This window comes from Streptomyces sp. NPDC004752, assembly GCF_053601275.1.
The window spans coordinates 1-20804 of the sequence record NZ_JBSGBN010000006.1; the positions used below are offsets into that span (position 1 = coordinate 1).

Genomic DNA, 20804 nt, shown 5'->3' on the forward strand with positions numbered 1-20804 from the left:
GCATCAGCCCGGAACTCAGGCGAGTACTTCGACGTCCCCAACGGGAACTCCTGTTCTTCGGATCCTCACGATCCAATGATCAGGGTGTCCCCGATCAAGGGCTAACCCCTGATCTGGTCCCGCCTCACAGGCAGTGAGTGGCGGCTGGCCCCCGGCATCAAGCCACCCACAGCGCCGAAGGACGAGCACGCCGCAACCGACGCCTCAGTAATCTCCGTACTCGAGCTCGCACGACCGGAGCACCCCTTCTACATGCACCTGAAAGACCTCCTGCCGGTCCACGTCAGCAAGGTCCTTGAGCAGCCAGATCACAGCCCGTGATGACGGCTTGCCAACCAACCTGCCGCAACCCTGCCAACTACGCAGCGACACAACCTTTGGACCAGCGAAAACCCCCGCCCCTATTTGCCAACAAGGCTGCGTCGTCACCAGGGGTTGTGTGACGTCGACCGATAGTTGGCCCTTCCGATCGGTTGTTGGCCCCGCTGCGACTTGGGCCCGGTGTCTTCCGATCGAGTAGCGGGATCCTGGCCGGCGTCGTCCTCAATTTCTGCTTGAGGACGACGCGCAGCCGGTTTTCAGATAACCAGGACCCGGCGCCCGCGTGTGTGACCGGCTTGGCTGTCGATGTGCGCCGCCGCGGCCTCGGCGAGCGTGTACGACTTCTCGACCGGGATGTGGAGCTTTCCCCGCGAGATGAGGCCGACGGCTTCGGCGAGCGCTTCCGGCATGCTCCCGGCCACGCCAGAGAATCGGACACCGAACTCCGGCGCACCGAGATCGGCGATGGAGACCACCTTCTGCGGGTCCCCGGTCAGTTCGACGAGCTCGCGGATCACGCCCGAGCCGGCCAGGTCGAGGGCTGTGTCGACATGGCCGAGCTGCCGCACCCGCTCGACCCAGCCCTCGCCGTATGTCGTGGCGAGGGCGCCCAGGCTGCGCAGATAGTCCTGGTTCGCTGCCCCAGCGGTCCCGATCGCCGTGATGCCGCGGTCGCGGGCAATCTGCAGCACCGCCGATCCGACTCCCCCGGACGCGCCGCTGACCAGCAGCGTCTGCCCGGACCGCACACCGACCTCGCGGATGATGCGCAGCGCGGTCTCCACCACGGAGGGGTAGCCGGCCGCCTCTTCGAACGTCAGGCCCTCGGGCATACGGGCCCAGGCCGACAGCACGGCGAACTCGGCATACGTGCTCGCGCCTTCGCCGAAGACGCGGTCGCCGACCTCGACCCCTTCGACGCCTTCACCGACCTCGTCCACCACCCCGGCGGCGTCCAGCCCGACTCCGGCGGGCAACTCGATCGGATGGGCCCCCAGGACCTGGCCTTCACGGAGCCTCCAGTCGACGGGGTTCACGCCTGCCGCCCGTACGGCGATGCGTATCTGGCCGGGGCCCGCGTGGGGATCCTCGGCATCTATGAGTTGCAGAACGTCCGGACCGCCGAACTCGGCGAAGCTCACCTTCTTCATCCGGCGACCGTAACACTAACGGTTAGGATTTTGAATCCGTTATGGATTTGTACCTGATAGCGTGAGAGCATGACCGTGCCGACCGGACGTCGTGAGCGCAAGAAGGCCGCGACCCGCCAGAAGATCGCTGACGCCGCCCTGCGGCTCTTCCTGGAGCGCGGGTACGACGCGGTGGGCATCCGTGACGTGGCCGCCGAGGCCGACGTGGCCGTCACCACGCTCTTCTCCCACTTCGCCTCGAAAGAGGCCCTGGTATTCGAGCAGGACGAAGACTTCGAGCAGCGCCTCACGCGGGCGGTCACCGACCGGGCGCCGCACGAGCCGCTCATCCCCGCGCTGCGCCGCGAGATCCAGGCCTTGGTGCGGCACTGTACGGCGGACAGCGCCGCCCCAATCTGGCGCATGATCGACGCATCACCCGCCCTGCGGGAGTACGAAGAGTCGATGCGGCTGCGCCACGCGGAGTCGCTGGCAACGGCCATCGCTGCCGATCCCGACCTGTCAGGGACCCCAACGGCCTCCCGGGCGATCGCGAGGTTCGTGATCGATGCCTATTCGCTGGCCCGTGAGGCGACCGATCCGCAGGCTGCGGTGGGCGAGATCTTTCAGATGATCGAGGCGGCCTGGGCCGTCACCTGTCCCTCCGGAAACTCCACCGGCACGGCCAGACCGTAGTCAGGACTCGACCCTGCCCCGCGCCGTTTCGCCGAACCCCAGCCACAGAGCAGATCAGCGGGCGAGCCGGCCTTGACCGTTCTGACCGGTAACCGTGGCCGCATAGCCTTACCGGCGGTCGGGCTGCGACCGGCCCCCATGAGCAGGACCAGCCGATGCGCTTCGGGGCCACCTGTCGTCCGCCATCGGGGCCAACAACCCTTCTTCGCAAGCTGCTGACCACCGGCTACTGAACGTTGCGAGACCATCTATCGATCGTCGTCACAGGGTTGACGGCGCAGGTCAGCGGGGTTTGGGTGGAGGGCCACGTCCAGAGCAAGAGGGCTGGCCATGGAACTGCTCAGGTTCTCCGACCGACTGCCGCAGTGTTCACGCTGCCGGGGCGATCTCATCATGAGCGCTGTGGCGCCGCAGGACGACGAACACGGGCGACCCATCCATCTGGAGCTGTTCCCGGCCTGCGACACCGGCGACGTCGACCGCCCGGCGGCCGGCCTTCTCGTCCGGTGGTTCGCGAACGACGGCGGTCATGACGCGAGCCGCGTGCAGGAGGGTGCCCACCTGCTGATGGAGTGGACGAAGGAGTGCATGGCCGCGCACGGCTGGTACTGGCAGCAGACGCCGCCCGACCAGGCCTGAGCCGCCGGTCGGCGGCGCGGCCGCCGGATCGAACTACTGTTGGGCCGTGGCGTACGACTTTCCCGACTTCTCTCGGGGAGTGAGGCTGTCGTAGTGGTGTGCACCTCGGTTTGTGCAGCTCAGCCACTCGTGGTCGAACTCTGGCTAGTGCAACAGCTGTGGTGCTATCGCTGGTTGGGGCGTCGCTGATGGCAACTGAGTGATCCGCGACGCTCTGCGCAGGACCCGATGGCCTACGGCCTTGAGGAGCATCGCGGGCATCGGGCAGATGGTCGTCCCGGGCACCCCGCGCCCCCGCGTGACTCCCTGCACATCCTGGACGCGCTGCTGAACCTGGACGGCGGAGTGAAGCCGGAGATGGTGGCGACCGACAACGCCTCGTACTCCGACATGGTGTTCAGGCTGTTCAAGATCTTGGGCTACAGCTTCAGCCCGCGGTTCCGCGACCTGGACGACCAGCGGTTCCGGCGGGCCACGATGCCCGGCGTCGAGGCGGGCACGTACGACACGTTGGAGAACCTGACCCGCAACCGTGTGAACCTGAACAAGGTACTCACGCACTGGCCGGACATGCTGAAGGTCGCCGGTTCCCTGGTCACCAACCAGGTCCGCGCCTACGACTTGACACGCATGTTCGGCCGCGACGGGCGCCCCACCCCGCTGGGACCGGCCTTCGCCGAGTACGGGCGGATCGCCAAGACCGAGCACCTGCTGCGCGTGGTCGACCCCGTCGACGACCTACCGCCGTCAGATGAACCGGCAGCTCACCGTCCAGGAATCCCGCCACAAACTCGCGAGGGACGTGTGTCACGGCAAGCGCGGCACCATACATCAGGCGTACCGGGACGGGATGGAGGAAAGTGGAGTGCCGACGGGTTCGTTCGCAGTTACTGGCAGAAGTTCACTCCTTCGATTGGACATCATCCCGGAGCCGTTGGCCAGCATGAACAGCTCGAATACCCCCCTACTGGCAGAGCGGGAGGGCGGCGAGAGCGCGCGCCGGGTGGCGCGGACTGAGGAAGACGACGATGCCCGTTCCCTCGGGCGAGGGGTGCGTGGCCTGGGTCCAGCCCTGTCGGCGGTAGAAGGCGACGGCGCGCGGCGAGCGGACGGACGTGAGCAGCCAGGAGCGGCCTTCGGGGGCGTCCTGGGTGACCGCTTCCAGTAGTTGGGCGGCCAGGCCCGTGCCGTGGGCGGCCGGGCGGACGGCGAGTTCGTCGATCTCGCAGGCGCCGCACAGCCACTTCACCGTGCGCTCCGGCCCCAGGCCGGCGGCGGCCTGCGGATAGCAGCGGTCGGTGGGGAAGGGGGCCACGGTCGTCCAGGCGGTGGCGAAGCCGATGACATCCGCCCCGGCGAAGGCGAGCGCTGCGGTGAAGCCGGGACGCCGGACGTTGGCCACCAGCCTGCCGACGAACTCGACCGCCTGCTCCTCGTCCTCGTTCCAGGGTGGGGCACAGAAGGCTTCTACGTAGACGGAGTGCAGGGGCTCCGTGTGCTCCAGCAGGTCCTTGCCGTGGAAGACGCGGATGTCCGGTGCCATCAGGCGGCACCTGCCGATGTGCTCGCCGCCGGGCGCAGGACTGCGCATGAGGTGATGCCGAGAGTCATGGGAGAGTCCACACCCGCTCCTTGTAGCCAAACTTTTGTTATTGCGAGTAGTGTGCAATAAGCATCCTCGGATGTGTACCCCGGTGCACGAGAGCTGATCCACTGCTCTGGAGGAGGACCGGAGGCCCGGACACCGATCCGTGCCGCCATCCCGTACCGGATGTGGGGTGCTGTTCCGCCTGACAGCGTCCGTCCCATGGACAGCGCCCCGCATCCACCTTCATCGATGGGGCGTCCCACCCACCCGTGACGTGGAGCCCCGCCATGCACCGTCTGCTGCCTGAGGCAGGACCACAGCGCGTCCTCGCCGTCTCCAACTTCGTCTACACCGTCGGCAGCGGGCTCTATCTGACTGCCGGGGTGCTGTACTTCACCGAGGCCGTCCACCTCCCGGCGAACCGGGTGGGAATCGGGCTCGGCATCGCCGGGAGCGTCGCGCTGGCCCTCGGTGTCGCGGTCGGTCACCTGGCGGACCGGTACGGAGCGCGCGGCGTCTACGCGCTCACCCTGGTCGTCCAGGCGCTGGCCATGGCCGGTTTCGTGCCGATCGAGAGCTTCTGGCCGTTCGTGGTCGTGGTCTGCGCGGCTGCGGGGGCGAAGGCGGCCGGAATCGCCGCCCGTTCCCCGCTCATACGGCACTTCGGAGGCGACCGGCCGCAGGAGTTCCGGGCCTACCTCCGCGCCGTGACCAACGTTGGCATTTCCTTCGGAGCCGTACTGGCCGGCTGAGTCGTCCAGGTGGGGACGCTGACCGCCTACCAGCTGATGGCTGTCGGCAACGCCATCGCCTTCGCCGTCTCCGCGGCGCTCCTCGTCTTCCTTCCGCCGGTCGCCCCCATCCCGGGCAACGGGGGTCCTCGCTGGAGCGCCTTACGAGACGGGCCCTATCTGCTGCTGACCGCTCTCGACGGCGTCATGGCCATCCAGTTCAAGGCGCTCACCGTGGCCATCCCGCTCTGGCTGGTGGGTGCCACCACGGCCCCTCACTGGCTCATCTCGGGCACCATGCTCACCGGCACCGTCATCGTCGTCGCCTTCCAGGTCAGGGCCAGCCGCCATGTCGACTCCCCCGCAGTCGGCGCAAGCGCCTACCGCCGGGCAGGCGTGGCCTTTCTCGTCGCCTGCTCGCTGATCTCGCTGTCGGCGGGCATACCGGCGTGGGCCGCCGCCACGCTGCTCCTGGCCGCCGTGGTGATCCACACCGTCGGCGAACTCTGGCACTCCGCCGCCGGCTTCGAGATCTCCTTCGCCCTCGCCCCGCGGCACGCCACCGGCCAGTACCTGGGCGTCTTCGGCCTGGGTGCCGGACTCGCCGAGGCTCTCGGTCCAGGTCTGCTCATCGCGCTCTGCATCACCTGGGGCCGCCCCGGTTGGTACGCCGTGGGAGCCATGTTCGCCCTGACAGGCCTGGCGGCACCGCCCGCCGTCCGCTGGGCGCAACACCATCAGCACGGTCGGCAGACGCAGTCTGCTCCTCCCGAGAAGTCGTCAACGGTCTGACCAACCCGCAGTAACAGCTCAAGTGCCGTGCCCGTGGCCTAACGGCTTCGAAGTGCGAGCAGCTTGACCTGGCGCCTTTCCGCGCCGCTGGCCGAATGCCGACCGGGGCTTTACCGCATCTATCTTGTAATTGCAACTGACTCGCAGAAACCTGGAAGGCGCGGCTGAAACCAGCCGATCGCCGAGCAGTAAGGCCCTCGTCCCCATGACCACCGCTCCCGGATCCGCTTCCCCCGCCCCGCCGCCACCGGCGCGGGCCGCGGATTCTCGTGGCACCGCATCCGCACGTCGATGACCCGCAAGGAGTGGGCCAGTGTCGGCGGGATGGCCGCCTTCATCCTGGCGCTGCACGTCATCGGCTGGTTCACTCTGGTCGCGGTCGTCGCGCCCGAGCACTACAGCCTGGGCACCAAGACCTTCGGCATCGGTATCGGCATCACCGCGTACACCCTGGGCATGCGGCACGCCTTCGACGCCGACCACATCGCCGCGATCGACAACACCACCCGGAAACTGATGAACGAGGGCCAGCGGCCGCTGTCGGTCGGCTTCTGGTTCTCCCTCGGCCACTCCTCGATCGTCTTCGCGCTCGCATTCCTGCTCTCCCTGGGCGTGAAGGAACTGGCCGGCCCCGTCGAGAACGACGACTCCGAACTGCACAGCGTCACCGGCTGGATCGGCACGACCGTCTCCGGCACCTTCCTCTACGTCATCGCGATCATCAACCTGCTGATCATGGTCGGGATCTGGAAGGTCTTCCGGCAAATGCGTTCCGGCCACTTCGACGAGGCCGCCCTGGAGGAGCAGCTCAACAACCGCGGCTTCATGAACCGTCTCCTGGGCCGCCTGATGAAGTCGATCACCAAGCCCTGGCAGATGTACCCCCTGGGCCTGCTCTTCGGACTCGGCTTCGACACCGCCACCGAGATCGCCCTGCTTGTCCTGGCTGGCTCGGGCGCGGCCTCCGGCCTGCCCTGGTACGCGATCCTGTGCCTGCCGGTCCTCTTCGCAGCAGGCATGTCCCTGCTGGACACCATCGACGGCTCGTTCATGAACTTCGCCTACGGCTGGGCCTTCTCCAAGCCGGTCCGCAAGGTCTACTACAACCTCACCATCACCGGCCTGTCCGTCGCCGTCGCCCTCATCATCGGCACGGTCGAACTGCTGGGCCTGATCGCCGAGAAGGCGGACCTGCACGGCCCGTTCTGGGACTGGGTTTCCAGCCTGGACCTGAACATCATCGGGTACGTCATCGTCGGCCTGTTCTTCGCCACCTGGGCCGTGGCCCTGCTGGTGTGGAAGGTCGGCCGGATCGAGGAGAAGTGGACCGCGGGCCTGGCCCAGCCCGCGACGGCAGAGCAGGCCGCCGAGTAGGGCAGCCTGTGGCGGCGTCCCGCCAGGGCAGCCCCCATGCTCTCTGCCGGTCAGGTATTGCAGCTAGTGCCCCGCCCGTAGATGAGTAGCGCCCCCTCGGAGTCGGGCCGCAGACCCGTCAGCTCCCCGATCTTGCCCACCACCTCGGACAAGTGCTGGTTCGCGAGGCCCGCGACGCTGCCGCACTCCCGGCACACGGTGTGGTGGTGTGGTTCTCCCGTGACGCCGTACCGCGCCGGCCCGGGACCGTGGACCGCGTGGGTGAGGCCCACGGCCGTCAGCGCATCCAGCGCGCGGTAGACGGTGGTGGGGTTCACGGCATGCCCGGACTGGACCAGTTCCTCGAAGGCTTCGGCCAGGGAGAGATGGCGCTCCGACGAGGACAGCAGCGCCAGCAAACCAAGCCGGCCCGGAGTGCAGCGCAACCCGTGCCGCTTCAGCCTCGCGCGGGCCTCCGACCGCGCTGTCGCCACGTCATGCGCCCGCTGCTGGACCACCCTCAGTCTCCACTCCCTCCCGCGACCGTTACCCATCGGCAAAGACTTGGTTGCAACTGCCCCGACACGGCCCCGAGTCCTAGGTCCAATGCCTGATCGGCAGAAGCACTTCTTGCTGCTAGCGTGCAACTGCATATTATTCGCAATTATGTCGGAGGACGTTGGACATGCCGGTGTACACGCTCCCGGAACTTCCGTACGAATACTCGGCGCTCGCTCCGGTCATCAGCCCCGAGATCATCGAGCTGCACCACGACAAGCACCACGCCGCCTACGTCAAAGGCGCCAACGACACGTTGGAGCAGCTGGCGGAGGCGCGGGACAAGGAGACCTGGGGCTCGATCAACGGCCTGGAGAAGAACCTGGCCTTCCACCTGTCCGGCCACATCCTGCACAGCATCTACTGGCAGAACATGACCGGTCCGAATGACGGCGGCGGCGAGCCCCTGGCCGCCGACGGCGTGGGTGACCTCGCCGACGCGATCACCGAGTCCTTCGGGTCGTTCGCCGGGTTCAAGGCGCAGCTCACCAAGGCCGCCGCGACCACCCAGGGTTCGGGCTGGGGCGTCCTGGCCTACGAGCCCCTCAGCGGCCGTCTCGTCGTCGAGCAGGTCTACGACCACCAGGGCAACGTCGGTCAGGGTTCTGTGCCGGTCCTGGTCTTCGACGCCTGGGAGCACGCCTTCTACCTGCAGTACAAGAACCAGAAGGTCGACTTCATCGACGCGATGTGGGCCGTCGTCAACTGGCAGGATGTGGCCCGCCGATACGAGGCCGCGAAGTCCCGCGCGGACGTGCTGCTGCTCGCACCCTGAGGGCGTTGGCTGCCGCATGAAGCGTCCTGCCTCGTGATCGTCTTCTCAACCTTCGCTTAGGCAGGCGGTACAAGGGAGGCTCCTGCAGGTCCGATACTTGCGGGAGCCTTTCTGTTCAGTTCAGGGACTGGACGGCGTACATCCCCCCAGGGCGGCGGCGAGGAAGCCGAGCAGGAGGCGGAGGGCGATCTCGGGCAGCCGGGGCTGGAGGCGGGCGCCGAGGTAGCCGCCGATGAGTCCGCCGACTCCGCAGGACAGGCCGAGCGACCAGTCGGGGGCGATGTCGCCCGAGCCGGTCAGGGACAGCAGCGAGAACGTCCCCGCGCCGACCAGGGAGGTTGCGAAGGTTGAGGCGAGCGCAGCTGGAGCCACCTGCGCCATTGGTACGCCGCGGCCGGCAAGGACCGGGCCGAGGAGGGAACCGCCGCCGATCCCGTAGACGCCGCCGATGATGCCGACCGCCAGGGCGAGTCCGGTGACCGTGCGCCGAGAAGGCGGTAGCGGGCTGGCTTCCTTGTCGGGGCTCAGGGTGCGGGTGATGAGCCAGAGCCCGAGGGGTGTCAGCAGCAAGGCCACGAGGAGACGGAAGACGGTCGGTCCGGGCACGGCGAACACTCGGATGCCGGCGCCGATCACCACGCCCGGCAGTGTGCCGGCCACCAACAGCCGGGCGAGCGGGCTCAGCAGGCGCCCGTCACGGTGATGGCGTAGCAGGGCCCCGGGCCCGGCGACGACGTTGAACAGCAGGTTGGTCGGGGTGACCGAGGGGCTGGGAACGGCGAGCACGCTCAGCTGCACGGGCAGCAGAAACACCGCGCCGGACACCCCTACGGGGGCGGTGAACAGCGCTATCAGCAGCCCCGCGATTAGCCCGAAGAACTCTGACCAACCCGCGTGTTCGAACATCCGCTCAGTTTCACACGAGCACTTGGTCCGGCATCGCGGCGAGGCTGTCCCAGTGGACGGTGCGGTCGCACCAGCGGTCCAGGAGCATTTGGTCGTGGCCGACAGCGATCATTCCGGCGCCGGTGGCGGCGCGGTAGTCCTCGACGGCCGCCACCAGCACGGCGGCGGTGGAGGCGTCGAGCATCGCGGTCATCTCGTCGCAGATCAGCCAGCGAGGGCGCAGGATCAGGGCGCGGGCCAGGCAGGCGCGTTGGAGCTGGCCGTCGCTGACCTCGTGTGGGCGGCGGTCCAGGAGGTCGGGGGTGAGACCGACAGCGGGCGCCAATTCGGCTAGGCGGTCATGGATCTCGGCGGTGCGGCCGCCTGCGCGCAGGGGCTCGGCGATCAGGTCGGTGAGCCGTAGCCGGGGGTCGGCGGAGAGGCGGGGTTGCTGGAAGACGACGCCGAAGGCGGTGCGCTGGGCGCGTGGAGCGCGGTGGCGCCAGCCTCGTACGGGTTCGCCGTCGAGCGTCACCGTGCCGGCCTCGGGGCGGTGCAGCAGAGCTGCAACCCGGGCGAGGGTGGACTTACCGCAGCCGCTGGGGCCCAGCAGGCCGACAGCCTCGCCGGGGGCGATGGCCAGGGTGGCGTTGCGGACTACGGGGGCGTTCTTGTCATATCCGGCGGTGATGTCGTGCAGTTCAAGCACGGAGGTCCTCCGGTATGTGCGGGTGGTGGCAGGCGATGCCGTCGGCTGGCTGGGGAAGTGCGGTGCAGGTGTCGGTGGCGCGTTCGCAGCGGGGGGCGAAGGCGCAGCCCTCGGGGAGGGCGCCGAGTTCGGGCGGCATGCCGGGGATCGGGGTGAAGGCGCGGTCGGGGAGGGCCTGGAGGAGGCCGCGGCTGTAGGGATGGCGGGGGCCTGGAGTGCCGAAGAAAGCTTTCGCGTCGGTGAGTTCGACGATTCGGCCCGCGTACATCACGGCCACGCGGTCGGCGATGCGTTCGGCGGCGGCGAGGTCGTGGGTGATGACGAGCAGGGCGCGTCGGCCGGTGTCGACGTGGCGGCGCAGTTCGTCGACGGTGTGGTCGACCAGGTCGCGGTCGAGGCCGGTGGTGGGTTCGTCGGCCAGCAGCAGGGGTGCGTCGCCGACGAGGGCGAGGGCGGTGGCGGCCCGCTGGGCGAGGCCGCCGGAGAGTTCGTGCGGGTGGCGGTCGAGGTGGCCGGCGGGGAAGGCGGCACGTTCGGCGGCGGCCTCGGCCGCCTGCCGTACGGCCACCCGCCCTCGTACGTCGGTCAACGCGCGGACCGTTTCCTCCAGTTGCGAACGGACCGTGCGTACGGGGGCGAGGTGCGCGGCGGGGCTCTGCGGGATGAGGCCGATCAGACGGCCGCGTACTGTGCGGGCGAGGGTCCGTTCGTCGGCGGCGATCAGGTCGAGGTCGCCGAGGCGGGCCTCGCCCGCGGCCTGGGCGTTGGCGGGCAGCAGGCCGAGGAGGGCGGAGGCGAGGACCGACTTGCCGCAGCCGCTCTCGCCGATTAGGGCGAGGCACTCGCCGGCCGCGACGTCGAAGTGCGCGTCGGTGACGGCGGCGATCCGCCGCCCACCCGGCATGAGGAAGCGCACGGACAGCCCGCGTACCGAGAGGACCGGGGTTGGATCGGTCACAGCATCAGCTCCGATCGGCGGCGCGGGTTGATCCGCTCCCGCCAGGCTCCCGCGAGCCCGGCAATGGCGAGCGTGGGCACAATGATGAACAGGCCCGGGAAGAGGGTCGGCCACCACTGCCCGGCCAGCAGCGAGCCCCGGGCGCCCTGGATGAGGTTGCCGAGGCTGGCCAGGTGGGTGGGCAGTCCGAGGCCGAGGAAGGACAGCGCCGACTCGTGCCACATGGCGTGCGGCACCATCAGGACGGCGGCGAGCGCGGCCCGCGGCAGTACGGCGGGCAGCAGGTGCCGTACCGTCACCCGCCACCGGGAGGCGCCCCCGGAGACGGCGGCGTCGATGTACGGCCGCGCCCGCAGGGACAGTACCTCGGCGCGCACGATCCGGGCGGTGGACAGCCAGTGGGTGAGCGCGACGGACACGACCACCGGCCACACGCCGGGCCGGAACATGGCCACGATGAAGATGCCCAGCAGCAGGTGCGGCACGGAGGAGACGGTGTCGATGACCCGCATGAGCCCCCGGTCGGCCCAGCCGCCCAGCGCGCCGGCACTCGCCCCGACGGCCGTGCCGATCACGGTCGCCGTGAGCGCCGCCGCCACCCCGACCAGCAGGGACACCCGTAGGCCGTAGACACAGCGCAGGAGCAGGTCCCGGCCGAGGTCGTCGGTGCCGAAGGGATGCGACCAGCTCGGCAGGAGCAGCTTCGAGGACAGGTCGACGGCCTGCTGGTCGAGCTGCACCAGCGGCGGGACGAGGAGCACGGCTAGGACGGTGGCGGTGACCAGGGTCACCGAGACGCGGATGCGTACGGTCCTGGTGGAGCGGTGGCTTGTGCCGTACGACCGCCAGACGGGCTCGGTCGGCGACTCACCCATCCCGTCACCGGTGGCTTCACATGTCACTGAACTTCACCCTCGCGTCGAAGAGGCCGTAGAGCAGGTCGGCGAGGAGATTGCCGACCAGCACTGCGGCGGTGGCCAAGGTTGTCAGGGCGGCGAGGAGCGGGAAGTCGACGGCGGTGGCCGCCTCCACGGTGGCCGCCGCGATACCGGGCCAGCTGAAGACGCTCTCCACCAGCAGCGCGCCGGTGATGAGTTCGGGCACCCGGGAGCCGACCAGGGTGAGGACCGGCAGCAGGCCGGAGCGCAGGGCGTGGCCGAGCAGAACGGTACGCTCGCTCAAGCCTCGCGCGCGGGCGCCGCGTACGGGGTCCTCGGCGAGCGCGTCGCCGACGCCCTGGCGGACGTACAGGGTGAACCAGGGCAGCTGGGAGACGGCGAGCACCCCGGCCGGCAGCACGAGGTGGCTTGTCACCTGCCCAGCCGTGACCTGCTCACTGGCCGTGTCCGTAAGACCGCCGGCCGGGAGCACGCCGAGCTGGAGGGCGAACAGCCAGACGGCCAGCAGGGCGAGCCAGAAGACGGGCGCCGCCTCCAGCGAGTAGGCCAGGGAGGTCACGGCTCGATCCAATACCGATCCCGGGCGCCGGGCTGCCAGCACGCCCAGCACCGTCCCCGTCAGCACGGCCACGACGAATGCCGCCGCGCACAACAGCGTTGACCAGACGAGGCGTTCACCGATGACCTGGGCAACCGGCTGCCGCATCACGCTGGACTGCCCGAGATCGCCCGTGACGGCTGCGGTCAGCCAGTTCCACCAGCGGGAGGCGAACGGCTGGTCCACGCCCAGGTTCTCCCGCAGCCGCGCCAGCGTCTCCGCGTCGGCGCCGAGGGCTGCTGTGCCGGCGTACGCCTTGACCGGGTCGAAGGGGGAGGCGGCGGCGATCGCGAAGACGCCGAAGGTCACGACGAGCAGGACCGGGGCGGCGAACAGAAGCCGCCGCCCCGCCAGTCGCGCCATCGCTCCCCAGGGAAGGGAGGGCCTCACTTCTTCGGCTGCCAGGCTTCGAGGTTCCACCACGGCCCGGAGGCGAAGCCGTGCTCGTGCGGCTCGACCTGCGTGGTCAGACCGGTCCAGCGGTCGGCGAGGACGTACACGTGGTCGATGTGGGTGAGGAAGGTGTAGCCGGGGTTCTTCACCAGCTCCCTCTGGAGGCGGTCGTAGGCTGCCTTGCGGGTCGCCTGGTCCGAGGTGCGGCGGCCGGTGTCGAGGGCCTTGTCCACGACCGGGTCGTCGTAGCGGGCCATGTTGTTCAAGCCGTCGCCGGCGAGCGAGGAGTGCAGCAGCGTGTAGAGGCCGTAGTCGGGGTCGCCGTTGCTGCCGAAGCCGGCCAGGACGGCGTCGTCCTTCATGCGCGGCTCGATGACCTCCCAGGTGGCGCTCTCCACCTTCACCTCGATGCCGGCCTTCTTGGCGTCGGAGGCGTAGGCGAGGGCGTGGTCCTGGCGGACCTTGTCGCCGGAGGGGTAGAGGAGGGTGAACGAGGCTCGCAGTCCGTCCTTGGCGCGGATGCCGCCCTGGTCGCTCTTCCAGCCCGCCTGGTCCAGGATCTGCCTGGCCTTGGTGAGGTCCTGCTTGCGCTCGATGCCATTGGCGAACCAGGGGTCGTCGAGGGGCAGAGGCCCGTTCGCCGGGCGTCCGGCGCCGTCGAGGATCTTGTCGACCATGGCCTGCCGGTCCACGGCGGCGTCCAGGGCCTGGCGGATGACGCGGTCGCCGGTGACCTTGTTCTCCTGAGGAAGGGTGACCGTGCGGAAGTCGTACGTCTTCGCGTCGTACGTCTTCTTCGCCTTGTCGTTCTTGAAGGTGGCGGCGAGGTTGGGCGGCAGGATCGCGCCGTCGAGGTCGCCGGAACGCAGCCGGGTGGCCCGTACGTTGTCGTCCTCGATGACCGCCATGGTCACCTTCTTCACCTTCGGCGCACCGCCCCAGTAGTCGGGGTTTGCCTTGAAGGTGAGCTTCTCGCCCTTGCTCCAGGAGGCGAGCAGGTAGGGGCCGGTGCCGATCGGCTTGGTGTTGAAGGAGCCGGTGTTGGGGTCCTGCTTGCCCGCGACGTGCTCGGGGACGATGGGCAGCACCGTGCGCCCTGCGAAGGGCGCGTAGGGGTACTTGAGGGTGAAGATCACCTTGTCGTCGCCGTCCGCCCGCACGTCCTTGATGGCGTCCAGTTCGCTGCGGTTGGTGTTGTTGGTCTTGGCGTCGAGGATCGTGTCGTATGTGAAGACGACGTCGGCTGAGGTCAGTGGCTCGCCGTCGCTGAACGTCACGCCGTCGCGCAGGGTGTAGGTGTAGGTGAGGCCGTTGGCGGCGACCTCGGGCAGGGCCTTCGCCAGTGCCGGTCTCAGCTTCAGGCCGGCGTCCCGGGCGAGCAGGCCGTCGAAGATCTTCGAGTTGCCGTCCTTGCCGTACCCGAGCAACGGACTGAGCGTGTCCGGCTCGGAGGCCACTCCGATCACGACGGAGTCGGCTGCGTCGCCGCTGCCTGTGCTGCTGCCGGGGGCCGAGCAGGCGGCGACACCCGTGAGTATCGCCGCCGTGGCGGCGGCTGTCCGTATCCGTCGGACCGTCATGGAACTCACACCCTTATTGATGATCTCAAGCTGTTGCATGTTAATTGCAATAAGGGCTACCCGGATCGGTTGGAGAACAGTCCGACGCCGTGATCAGTCTGTGGACAGCTCCCGGCGTACCTCCCGCGCGGCTGCGACCAGGTGCTCGAGGGAATCTCGGACCTCGGGCCAACCACGGGTCTTCAGGCCGCAGTCGGGGTTGACCCACAGGCGTTCGGCGGGAATGGCCTTGAGGCCGGTGCGCAGCAGGTCGGCGGCCTCCTGCGTGCTCGGCACGCGCGGGGAGTGAATGTCGTACACGCCGGGCCCGGCCTCACGCGGATAGCCGTGCGCCGCCAGCTCCCGGGCGACCTGCATGTGCGAGCGGGCCGCTTCCAGGCTGATGACGTCGGCGTCGAGGTCGTCGATGGCCTGGACGATGTCGCCGAACTCGGCGTAGCACATGTGCGTGTGGATCTGGGTGTCTGGCCGCACGCCGGAGGTGGTGAGGCGGAACGCCTCTGTGGCCCAGGCCAGGTAGTCCGGGCGGTCGGCGGTCCGCAGCGGCAGGGTCTCGCGCAGCGCGGGCTCGTCGACCTGGATGACCGACGTCCCGGCCGTCTCCAGGTCATTCACCTCGTCGCGCAGGGCGAGGGCCACCTGGCGGGCGGTCTCGCCCAGGGCCTGGTCGTCGCGGACGAAGGACCAGGCGAGCATGGTGACCGGGCCGGTGAGCATGCCCTTGACGGGGCGGTCGGTGAGGGACTGGGCGTACATCGTCCACCGCACGGTCATCGGCTCGGGGCGGGAGATGTCGCCGGCCAGGATGGGCGGGCGGACGTAGCGGGTGCCGTAGGACTGGACCCAGCCGTGCTGGGTGGCGACGTAGCCGGTGAGCTGCTCGGCGAAGTGCTGGACCATGTCGTTGCGTTCGGCCTCGCCGTGCACGAGGACGTCGAGGCCCGTCTTCTCCTGGAAGGCGATCACCTCCTGGATCTCGGTCCTGATGCGTTCCTCGTAGCCGGCCGTGTCGATCCGGCCCGCGCGCAGGTCGGCGCGGGCGGTGCGCAGTTCGCCGGTCTGCGGGAAGGAACCGATGGTCGTCGTGGGCAGCAATGGCAGCTTCAGGTGGGCGCGTTGGGCGGCAGCGCGTTGTCGGTACGGATAGGAGCGTCGGGCGTCGAACGTGGTGACGGCTGCCGCGCGTGTTCGGACGGCAGGGTCGTGGGTGATCGGTGACCTGGCGCGGGAGGCCAGATCGGCGCGGTTGGCGGCCAGTTCGGCGGCGATGATGTCGGTGCCCTGGGCGAGGCCCCTGGCGAGGGTGACGATCTCGGTTGTCTTCTGCCTCGCGAAGGCCAGCCAGCGCAGGATCTGCGATTCGATGTCCCGGTCGGCGGCCGTGTCGAGCGGGACGTGGAGGAGGGAGCAGGAGGCGGCGACGTCGACCCGGTCGGCCAGGCCGAGCAGAGTGCCGAGCGTGGCGAGGGACGCGGACAGGTCGTTGACCCAGATGTTGCGGCCGTTGACGACTCCGGCGACCAGGCGCTTGCCGGGCAGTCCGCCGACGGCGGCCAGGGCGTCCAGGTTGGCGGCTGCCGGTCCGGTGAAGTCGAGGGCGAGCCCCTCGACGGGGGTCTTGGCCAGCACGGGGAGTGCCTCGCCGAGCCGGTCGAAGTAGGAGGCGACCAGCAGTTTCGGGCGGTCGGCGAGTGCGCCGAGGTCGCGGTAGGTCCGCGCGGCGGCGTTCAGTTCGGCCGGGGTGCGGTCCTGGACTAGGGCGGGCTCGTCGAGCTGGACCCACTCGGCGCCGGCCGCCCGCAGATCAGCGAGCACCTCGGCGTAGACCGGGAGCAGCCGGTCGAGGAGGGTCAGCGGATCGAAGTCGGCGGGCGCGCCGGGGGCGGGCTTGGCGAGCAGCAGGTAGGTGACGGGCCCGACGAGGACGGGCCTGGCTGAAAGGCTCAGCTCCAGGGCTTCCTTCAGCTCATTGACCTGCCGTGTCGAGTCGGCCGCGAACACGGTGTCCGGGCCCAGCTCCGGTACGAGGTAGTGGTAGTTGGTGTCGAACCACTTCGTCATCTCCAGCGGGGCGGTGTCCTGGGTGCCGCGGGCCATGGCGAAGTATCCGTCGAGGGCGTCGGCGTCGACGTCGGCGCGGTGCCGCGCGGGGATCGCGCCGACCATGACGCTGGTGTCGAGGACGTGGTCGTAGTACGAGAAGTCACCGGTCGGGACCTCGTGGACGCCGGCGGCTGCCAGTTGCTGCCAGTTGGCGCGGCGGATGCCGGCGGCCGTTTCCCGGAGGGCATCGGCGCTGACGCGGCCCTTCCAGTAGCCCTCGATCGCCTTCTTCAGTTCCCGGTTCGGTCCCTGGCGGGGGTAACCGTGGACGGTGGCCCGTACTGCCGCGGCTGCGGACTTGGCTGTCACGAAACTCTCCTTCGCGAGCTCTGGACGAGAGCGACCCCGGAGACTGGGGAACGCGAGCGCGAAGGGATGACAGACCGGACGAGCCACGACATGCGTGCCCGCCTGATATGTACGCCGACCCGCCCACGAGGTCACCGGGATCTCCGCGCACGGCGGTCCGCGCGCGGGCAGTGGCAGGTCTTCGGACTCACGGGCACACCTCGTTCTCCAACGAGGCACCTACTGGCCGTCGCTTCCCAGACCCGTCACTTCCGGGCCCAGTGCGTATGACGGCGGTCGTTCCCGCTCACCGCTGCGGGGCAGTCCCGGATTCCCACCGGGTTCCCTCTTACGACGCATCCCGCCTGGCGGACGGGGCGAACCAGCTGCACGGCAAGCGTACACACAGGACCGATCGCACGAGCGACCGACAACTATCCGCCCGTGCATCAGGGGGCGGCATCGCCGTCCGGATCGCTCGCCCACGGCGATGCGGACTTACGCGAGATCGACTGGCTCGACCCTGGCCGAAACCCTTCCACCCCGACAGCACCAGGCGCCGGAGCCACCGTGCACGTGTACGGCTGCCGGACCGAGGCAGCCCGGCAGACCGGGATCCCCTACGCCACAAACGCCCTGCGCGCCATCGATCACTAAGGGTGACGGGGGCGAGCGGGACGCCGCCGCGCTGGCCTCAGCGGGCCTGGTTCAGTGCCCGGGTCAGTTCCCGGTTAGCCGCTCGCGCAGCGTCGAGTTCCTCGGTCCGCTCATCGAGCTGGCCTCTTATGTCGGCCAGGTCTTGTTCGAGCAACGTGATGCGACGTTGAAGCTGGTCGATGTCGGCGGACGAACCGAGGCCGGATTCCTGCCATGCGGTTTCACCGAGGTTCTCGGACAGACGCTTCTCCAACTGCCGGACCCGGACTGCCAGCCGTCTGTTCCGCTCCAGCGCGTTGGTCAGGTCTGCCCGCAGCAAGGCCCGGCTGACGGCCGCGATCCGCCCTTCTTCTGGTGGGACGGCTGCGGCGGTGTGGATGCGTTCGAGGAGGTCGCGGTGCCGGTAGAGGTAGGTGCGGTCCACTCGTGCGACGCGAGCCAGGCCGGAGACCGTGATGTCCTGGTCGCTTCGCAGCAGGACATCGAGGGCTTTGAGAACGCGTTCGCGGCGGCGGGCCGAGTCGGCCCGCCGCCCGTCGGTCATGCTGGTCATCCGGTTCTCTCCGGGCGAAGGTCGGGTAAGGGCTGGCGGACGCGCGGCATCCCCAGGGACACGCCGCGGCTGCGGCGGACCAGTGCGACTGCCTCGCGAATCTGGGCCCGGTCCTCGTCGGTGAGCTCGTCGAGGTCCTGGCGCACCCGCTGAATCAGGCGGCGGACACGGGCAATCTCGTCGTCCGATGGTGTGGCCTCGGCCTTGGCCCAGGGGTCGGCGTTGGCGAAGGCGGCAAGACGCTCACGGTTGCGCAGCAGGTCGGCCAGGTATGCCTCAAGATCGGGGAGGTAGGAGACGTCGGTGCGGAAGTGTCCGCAGCCCACGCAGCGGAAGCGCACGGGGCAGTCGTGGCCGCCGGCCGCAACGTTGGAAGGCTCAGTGCAGGTGCCGTAGGGGACTTGGACGGAACCGATGGCGCGGCGGGCGTGTTCGGAGTCGAGCAGGGTTTTGGCCTGGCGCCAGATGCGTGTGCCGTGCCGGTCGAACTGCATGGCGGTGACCCGCTCGACCGCTTCGCGGCGGCGTTTCTCGCCGATGCTGGTAACCCGGGCTACCAGAACTTGCGGAATGCCAGCCCGCGTCACTGGCGAGGGGAGCTCTCCGAGACGGACACGGACGGCTGTCTGTAAGCACTTGTTTTGGGACAGCGGAGCAAGTTCTTTTGGCTCCACTTCGGGGCTGGTGGGGGCGTGCGGAAGGGTGCTTCGCGCCCCTGTAGCAAGTTGTTTTGGCCCCACCTCGATCGGGTGGTTCCGCTGGCCGGGGGTGGGGCTGGGACGGACGTTTGCCACGGCACCGCCAGTGGTGTCCATCGGGGCCCTGGGCCCGGTTCAGCCCGGCAGCCAGATCCGCAGCGGAGCGACCGGCTGGAAGCCGTGGCGGACGGCGACCGCCAGATCCTGCCCGTGCTCATAGCCGACCACGGGCAGGCCGGGAAATAGTCGGTGCACCGCGTCCAGCACGACCGGCCAGGCCGCGTCAGGGCCGCCTTCCGGCCGCGGGATGGTGGTGCCACGTGGTCAGGTCAGATGGTGAAGGCTTCGCTGATGGCGTGGCTGTCCTCGTACATGCGGTAGCCGGCGATCTTGCCTTCGGCTGCGGTGATGTGGAGGGCGAAGTGGTTGGTGAAGGTCTTGCCGGTGGCCAGGACCTCGAAGCGGTTGTGGCCGATCACCACGGCGTGGTCGCCATCGACGACGGTCGTGGCGACGACGTACTCCTTTGCGGGGGTGAGGTGCTGGCCGAAGGAGGCGAAGAACGCGGCGATGTCGTCCTTACTGGTGCGGCTGCCGGCCCAGGGGACGTTGGGAGCGCCGCCGACGTGGAAGGCGACACCGTCGGCAAACAGGTCCAGCAGGGTGGGCATGTCGCCTTCGCCGAAGCGGGCGAAGAACGCGTCGACTACGTCACGGGTGCTGGCCGGGGTGGTGATGGTGCTCATGGTGGTTCCGTTCTGTGTGGTGTGTGGTGTGTGGTGTGTGGTGCGGGTGGGATGGGTCCTGCCTGTCGCAGGTCGGGGAGCTGGCGGCATGGCTGCCGCAGGGCAGAAGCAGTGGGGTGGGTCAGGGGGTGATGGAGAGGACGATCTTGCCGGTGGTGCGGCCGGTCTCACCCAGCGTGTGGGCCCGGACGGCTTCTTCGAGGGGGAAGACCTCGTCGACAATCACGCGCAGGCGGCCGCCCTCGACCAGGGAGGTAACCTCGCGCAACCCTGCATGGTCGGGCTCGACGAGCATGAACACCGCCCGGATACCGGCCGCCTCGGCCTCCTTGGCGGGGAAGGTGTCGTCCAGCGGCAGGATCGAGATCAGCGTGCCGCCCAGCCGCAGTGTTTGCAGGGACCGGGCCCAGTTGGGGCCGCCGAGGGTGTCCAGGACGACATCGACGTCGCGGAGGGTCTCGGTGAAGTCCTGGGTGCGGTAGTCGATCAGCTCGTCGGCGCCCAGCGAGCGCAGCAGCTCGTGCTTGGCGGCGCTGGCCGTGCCGATGACGTATGCGCCGCGGGCCTTGGCGATCTGTACGGCCAGGTGGCCGACGCCTCCGGCGGCCGCGTGGATCAGGACGCGCTGGCCGGGCTGGACGTTCGCGGTGTCCACCAGGGCCTGCCAAGCGGTCAGCGAGGCCAGTGGCAGGGCGCCGGCCTGGATGTGGTCCAGGCCCTTGGGGCGCGGGGCGAAGTGCCGGGTCGGCGCGGCGACGTACTCGGCATAGGCGCCCGCCGGGTGCGGGAAGCGCGGCATCCCGAACACCTCGTCGCCGACCTCGAAGAGTGTCACCCCGCCGCCGACCGCCTCGACCACCCCAGCGACGTCGAAGCCCAGGGTGAACGGCGGCCTGGCCCCGGTGGCGAACACGCCGCGCTCGCGGGTCTTCCAGTCGGTCGGGTTCACGCCTGCCGCGTGCACCCGGACCAGGATCTCGCCCAGGCCTGGGACGGGACGCTGCGTCTCGACGACCTTGAGGACTTCCGGGGCTCCGGCGGAGTCCTGGGAGACGGCGCGCATGGTCGAGGGGCGAGTGGCCTGGTCCATGATGACGTGCTCTTTTCAGCAGTGCGTTTCTTGTCGTTCGTGCCGTTTCTCCTGGGCACGTCCT

The 20804-nt window shown here is 69.2% G+C and carries 20 protein-coding genes, 2 pseudogenes and 1 riboswitch; of the genes and pseudogenes, 7 read left to right on the top strand and 15 right to left on the bottom strand.

All coding sequences use genetic code 11. The features are described 5' to 3' along the window. Positions 1–578: 578 nt before the first annotated feature. Positions 579–1472 (bottom strand): NADP-dependent oxidoreductase, encoded by an 894-nt coding sequence (locus tag ACWEKM_RS04110; protein WP_451619596.1) that lies wholly within the window; start codon positions 1470–1472, stop codon positions 579–581. Positions 1473–1541: 69 nt separating this feature from the next. Here ACWEKM_RS04110 and ACWEKM_RS04115 point away from each other — a divergent pair, with 69 nt between their 5' ends. The 3 genes and pseudogenes from ACWEKM_RS04115 to ACWEKM_RS04125 all read left to right on the top strand — a co-directional run. Continuing rightward, entirely contained in the window at positions 1542–2147 is a 606-nt protein-coding gene (locus ACWEKM_RS04115) for a TetR/AcrR family transcriptional regulator (protein WP_451619597.1), read from the top strand. A gap of 330 nt (positions 2148–2477) precedes the next feature. Beyond that, positions 2478–2786 carry a DUF6300 family protein gene (locus ACWEKM_RS04120; protein ID WP_451619598.1) on the top strand — a complete coding sequence of 103 codons (309 nt, stop codon included), beginning with the start codon at positions 2478–2480 and terminating at the stop codon, positions 2784–2786. 253 nt (positions 2787–3039) lie between these two features. Then, positions 3040–3645: pseudogene (locus ACWEKM_RS04125) on the top strand (Tn3 family transposase); the annotation flags it as partial. A 105-nt stretch (positions 3646–3750) separates the two neighbouring features. Here ACWEKM_RS04125 and ACWEKM_RS04130 read toward each other — a convergent pair. Then, positions 3751–4329 carry a GNAT family N-acetyltransferase gene (locus ACWEKM_RS04130; protein WP_451619708.1) on the bottom strand — a complete coding sequence of 193 codons (579 nt, stop codon included), beginning with the start codon at positions 4327–4329 and terminating at the stop codon, positions 3751–3753. 332 nt (positions 4330–4661) lie between these two features. Between ACWEKM_RS04130 and ACWEKM_RS04135 the strand changes: the two genes are divergently transcribed. The 3 genes from ACWEKM_RS04135 (at position 4662) to ACWEKM_RS04145 (ending at position 7271) form a co-directional block, all read left to right on the top strand. After that, on the top strand, positions 4662–5126 hold the full coding sequence (locus tag ACWEKM_RS04135; RefSeq protein ID WP_451619599.1) for an MFS transporter: 465 nt from the start codon (positions 4662–4664) through the stop codon (positions 5124–5126). A gap of 9 nt (positions 5127–5135) precedes the next feature. Then, positions 5136–5897 carry a hypothetical protein gene (locus ACWEKM_RS04140; protein ID WP_451619600.1) on the top strand — a complete coding sequence of 254 codons (762 nt, stop codon included), beginning with the start codon at positions 5136–5138 and terminating at the stop codon, positions 5895–5897. Positions 5898–6188: 291 nt separating this feature from the next. Then, positions 6189–7271 carry a HoxN/HupN/NixA family nickel/cobalt transporter gene (locus ACWEKM_RS04145; RefSeq protein ID WP_451619601.1) on the top strand — a complete coding sequence of 361 codons (1083 nt, stop codon included), beginning with the start codon at positions 6189–6191 and terminating at the stop codon, positions 7269–7271. A 50-nt stretch (positions 7272–7321) separates the two neighbouring features. On the opposite strand, the gene ACWEKM_RS04150 is transcribed toward ACWEKM_RS04145, so the two are convergent. Beyond that, positions 7322–7768: a Fur family transcriptional regulator gene (locus ACWEKM_RS04150; protein ID WP_451619602.1), complete on the bottom strand. Its 447-nt coding sequence runs from the start codon at positions 7766–7768 to the stop codon at positions 7322–7324. A 167-nt stretch (positions 7769–7935) separates the two neighbouring features. Between ACWEKM_RS04150 and ACWEKM_RS04155 the strand changes: the two genes are divergently transcribed. Then, a complete protein-coding gene (locus ACWEKM_RS04155; RefSeq protein WP_451619603.1) occupies positions 7936–8583 on the top strand; it encodes a superoxide dismutase in 648 nt (215 codons plus the stop codon). A gap of 115 nt (positions 8584–8698) precedes the next feature. On the opposite strand, the pseudogene ACWEKM_RS04160 reads toward ACWEKM_RS04155, so the two are convergent. The 12 genes and pseudogenes from ACWEKM_RS04160 to ACWEKM_RS04215 all read right to left on the bottom strand — a co-directional run bounded on the left by ACWEKM_RS04160 (position 8699) and on the right by ACWEKM_RS04215 (position 20740). Beyond that, positions 8699–9489 (bottom strand): annotated as a pseudogene (locus ACWEKM_RS04160) (sulfite exporter TauE/SafE family protein). A gap of 10 nt (positions 9490–9499) precedes the next feature. Further along, entirely contained in the window at positions 9500–10177 is a 678-nt protein-coding gene (locus ACWEKM_RS04165; RefSeq protein ID WP_451619604.1) for an ABC transporter ATP-binding protein, read from the bottom strand. Then, on the bottom strand, positions 10170–11135 hold the full coding sequence (locus tag ACWEKM_RS04170; protein ID WP_451619605.1) for an ABC transporter ATP-binding protein: 966 nt from the start codon (positions 11133–11135) through the stop codon (positions 10170–10172). Before ACWEKM_RS04170 ends, ACWEKM_RS04165 begins: the two co-directional genes overlap by 8 nt. Then, entirely contained in the window at positions 11132–12010 is an 879-nt protein-coding gene (locus tag ACWEKM_RS04175) for an ABC transporter permease (RefSeq protein ID WP_451619606.1), read from the bottom strand. The genes ACWEKM_RS04170 and ACWEKM_RS04175 overlap by 4 nt, the downstream gene beginning before the upstream one ends. A 16-nt stretch (positions 12011–12026) precedes the next feature. Continuing rightward, entirely contained in the window at positions 12027–12995 is a 969-nt protein-coding gene (locus ACWEKM_RS04180; RefSeq protein WP_451619607.1) for an ABC transporter permease, read from the bottom strand. Between the two features lie 23 nt (positions 12996–13018). After that, complete coding sequence (locus ACWEKM_RS04185; protein WP_451619608.1) at positions 13019–14605, bottom strand: ABC transporter substrate-binding protein; 1587 nt, start codon at positions 14603–14605, stop codon at positions 13019–13021. 93 nt (positions 14606–14698) lie between these two features. Next, positions 14699–17017 (bottom strand): 5-methyltetrahydropteroyltriglutamate--homocysteine S-methyltransferase, encoded by a 2319-nt coding sequence (gene metE / locus ACWEKM_RS04190; protein ID WP_451619609.1) that lies wholly within the window; start codon positions 17015–17017, stop codon positions 14699–14701. Positions 17018–17172: 155 nt separating this feature from the next. Beyond that, a riboswitch (cobalamin riboswitch) is annotated at positions 17173–17399 on the bottom strand. A gap of 291 nt (positions 17400–17690) precedes the next feature. Beyond that, positions 17691–18206 carry a DUF6262 family protein gene (locus ACWEKM_RS04195; protein ID WP_451619610.1) on the bottom strand — a complete coding sequence of 172 codons (516 nt, stop codon included), beginning with the start codon at positions 18204–18206 and terminating at the stop codon, positions 17691–17693. Next, on the bottom strand, positions 18203–18793 hold the full coding sequence (locus ACWEKM_RS04200; RefSeq protein WP_451619611.1) for a hypothetical protein: 591 nt from the start codon (positions 18791–18793) through the stop codon (positions 18203–18205). The genes ACWEKM_RS04195 and ACWEKM_RS04200 overlap by 4 nt, the downstream gene beginning before the upstream one ends. A gap of 246 nt (positions 18794–19039) precedes the next feature. Continuing rightward, positions 19040–19171 carry a hypothetical protein gene (locus tag ACWEKM_RS04205; RefSeq protein ID WP_451619612.1) on the bottom strand — a complete coding sequence of 44 codons (132 nt, stop codon included), beginning with the start codon at positions 19169–19171 and terminating at the stop codon, positions 19040–19042. A gap of 62 nt (positions 19172–19233) precedes the next feature. Beyond that, positions 19234–19650 carry a nuclear transport factor 2 family protein gene (locus tag ACWEKM_RS04210; protein WP_451619613.1) on the bottom strand — a complete coding sequence of 139 codons (417 nt, stop codon included), beginning with the start codon at positions 19648–19650 and terminating at the stop codon, positions 19234–19236. 121 nt (positions 19651–19771) lie between these two features. Continuing rightward, on the bottom strand, positions 19772–20740 hold the full coding sequence (locus ACWEKM_RS04215; RefSeq protein ID WP_451619614.1) for an NADP-dependent oxidoreductase: 969 nt from the start codon (positions 20738–20740) through the stop codon (positions 19772–19774). Between the last annotated feature and the right edge of the window lie 64 nt (positions 20741–20804).

Bases quoted from the DNA above. Each gene is read 5' to 3' on its own strand.
- ACWEKM_RS04115 (WP_451619597.1), top strand. From the start codon at position 1,542: ATGACCGTGCCGACCGGACGTCGTGAGCGCAAGAAGGCCGCGACCCGC.
- ACWEKM_RS04180 (WP_451619607.1), bottom strand. From the start codon at position 12,995: ATGGCGCGACTGGCGGGGCGGCGGCTTCTGTTCGCCGCCCCGGTCCTG.
- ACWEKM_RS04110 (WP_451619596.1), bottom strand. From the start codon at position 1,472: ATGAAGAAGGTGAGCTTCGCCGAGTTCGGCGGTCCGGACGTTCTGCAA.
- ACWEKM_RS04210 (WP_451619613.1), bottom strand. From the start codon at position 19,650: ATGAGCACCATCACCACCCCGGCCAGCACCCGTGACGTAGTCGACGCG.
- ACWEKM_RS04130 (WP_451619708.1), bottom strand. From the start codon at position 4,329: ATGGCACCGGACATCCGCGTCTTCCACGGCAAGGACCTGCTGGAGCAC.
- ACWEKM_RS04135 (WP_451619599.1), top strand. From the start codon at position 4,662: ATGCACCGTCTGCTGCCTGAGGCAGGACCACAGCGCGTCCTCGCCGTC.
- ACWEKM_RS04185 (WP_451619608.1), bottom strand. From the start codon at position 14,605: ATGACGGTCCGACGGATACGGACAGCCGCCGCCACGGCGGCGATACTC.
- ACWEKM_RS04195 (WP_451619610.1), bottom strand. From the start codon at position 18,206: ATGACCAGCATGACCGACGGGCGGCGGGCCGACTCGGCCCGCCGCCGC.
- ACWEKM_RS04215 (WP_451619614.1), bottom strand. From the start codon at position 20,740: ATGGACCAGGCCACTCGCCCCTCGACCATGCGCGCCGTCTCCCAGGAC.
- ACWEKM_RS04120 (WP_451619598.1), top strand. From the start codon at position 2,478: ATGGAACTGCTCAGGTTCTCCGACCGACTGCCGCAGTGTTCACGCTGC.
- ACWEKM_RS04145 (WP_451619601.1), top strand. From the start codon at position 6,189: ATGACCCGCAAGGAGTGGGCCAGTGTCGGCGGGATGGCCGCCTTCATC.
- ACWEKM_RS04155 (WP_451619603.1), top strand. From the start codon at position 7,936: ATGCCGGTGTACACGCTCCCGGAACTTCCGTACGAATACTCGGCGCTC.
- ACWEKM_RS04175 (WP_451619606.1), bottom strand. From the start codon at position 12,010: ATGGGTGAGTCGCCGACCGAGCCCGTCTGGCGGTCGTACGGCACAAGC.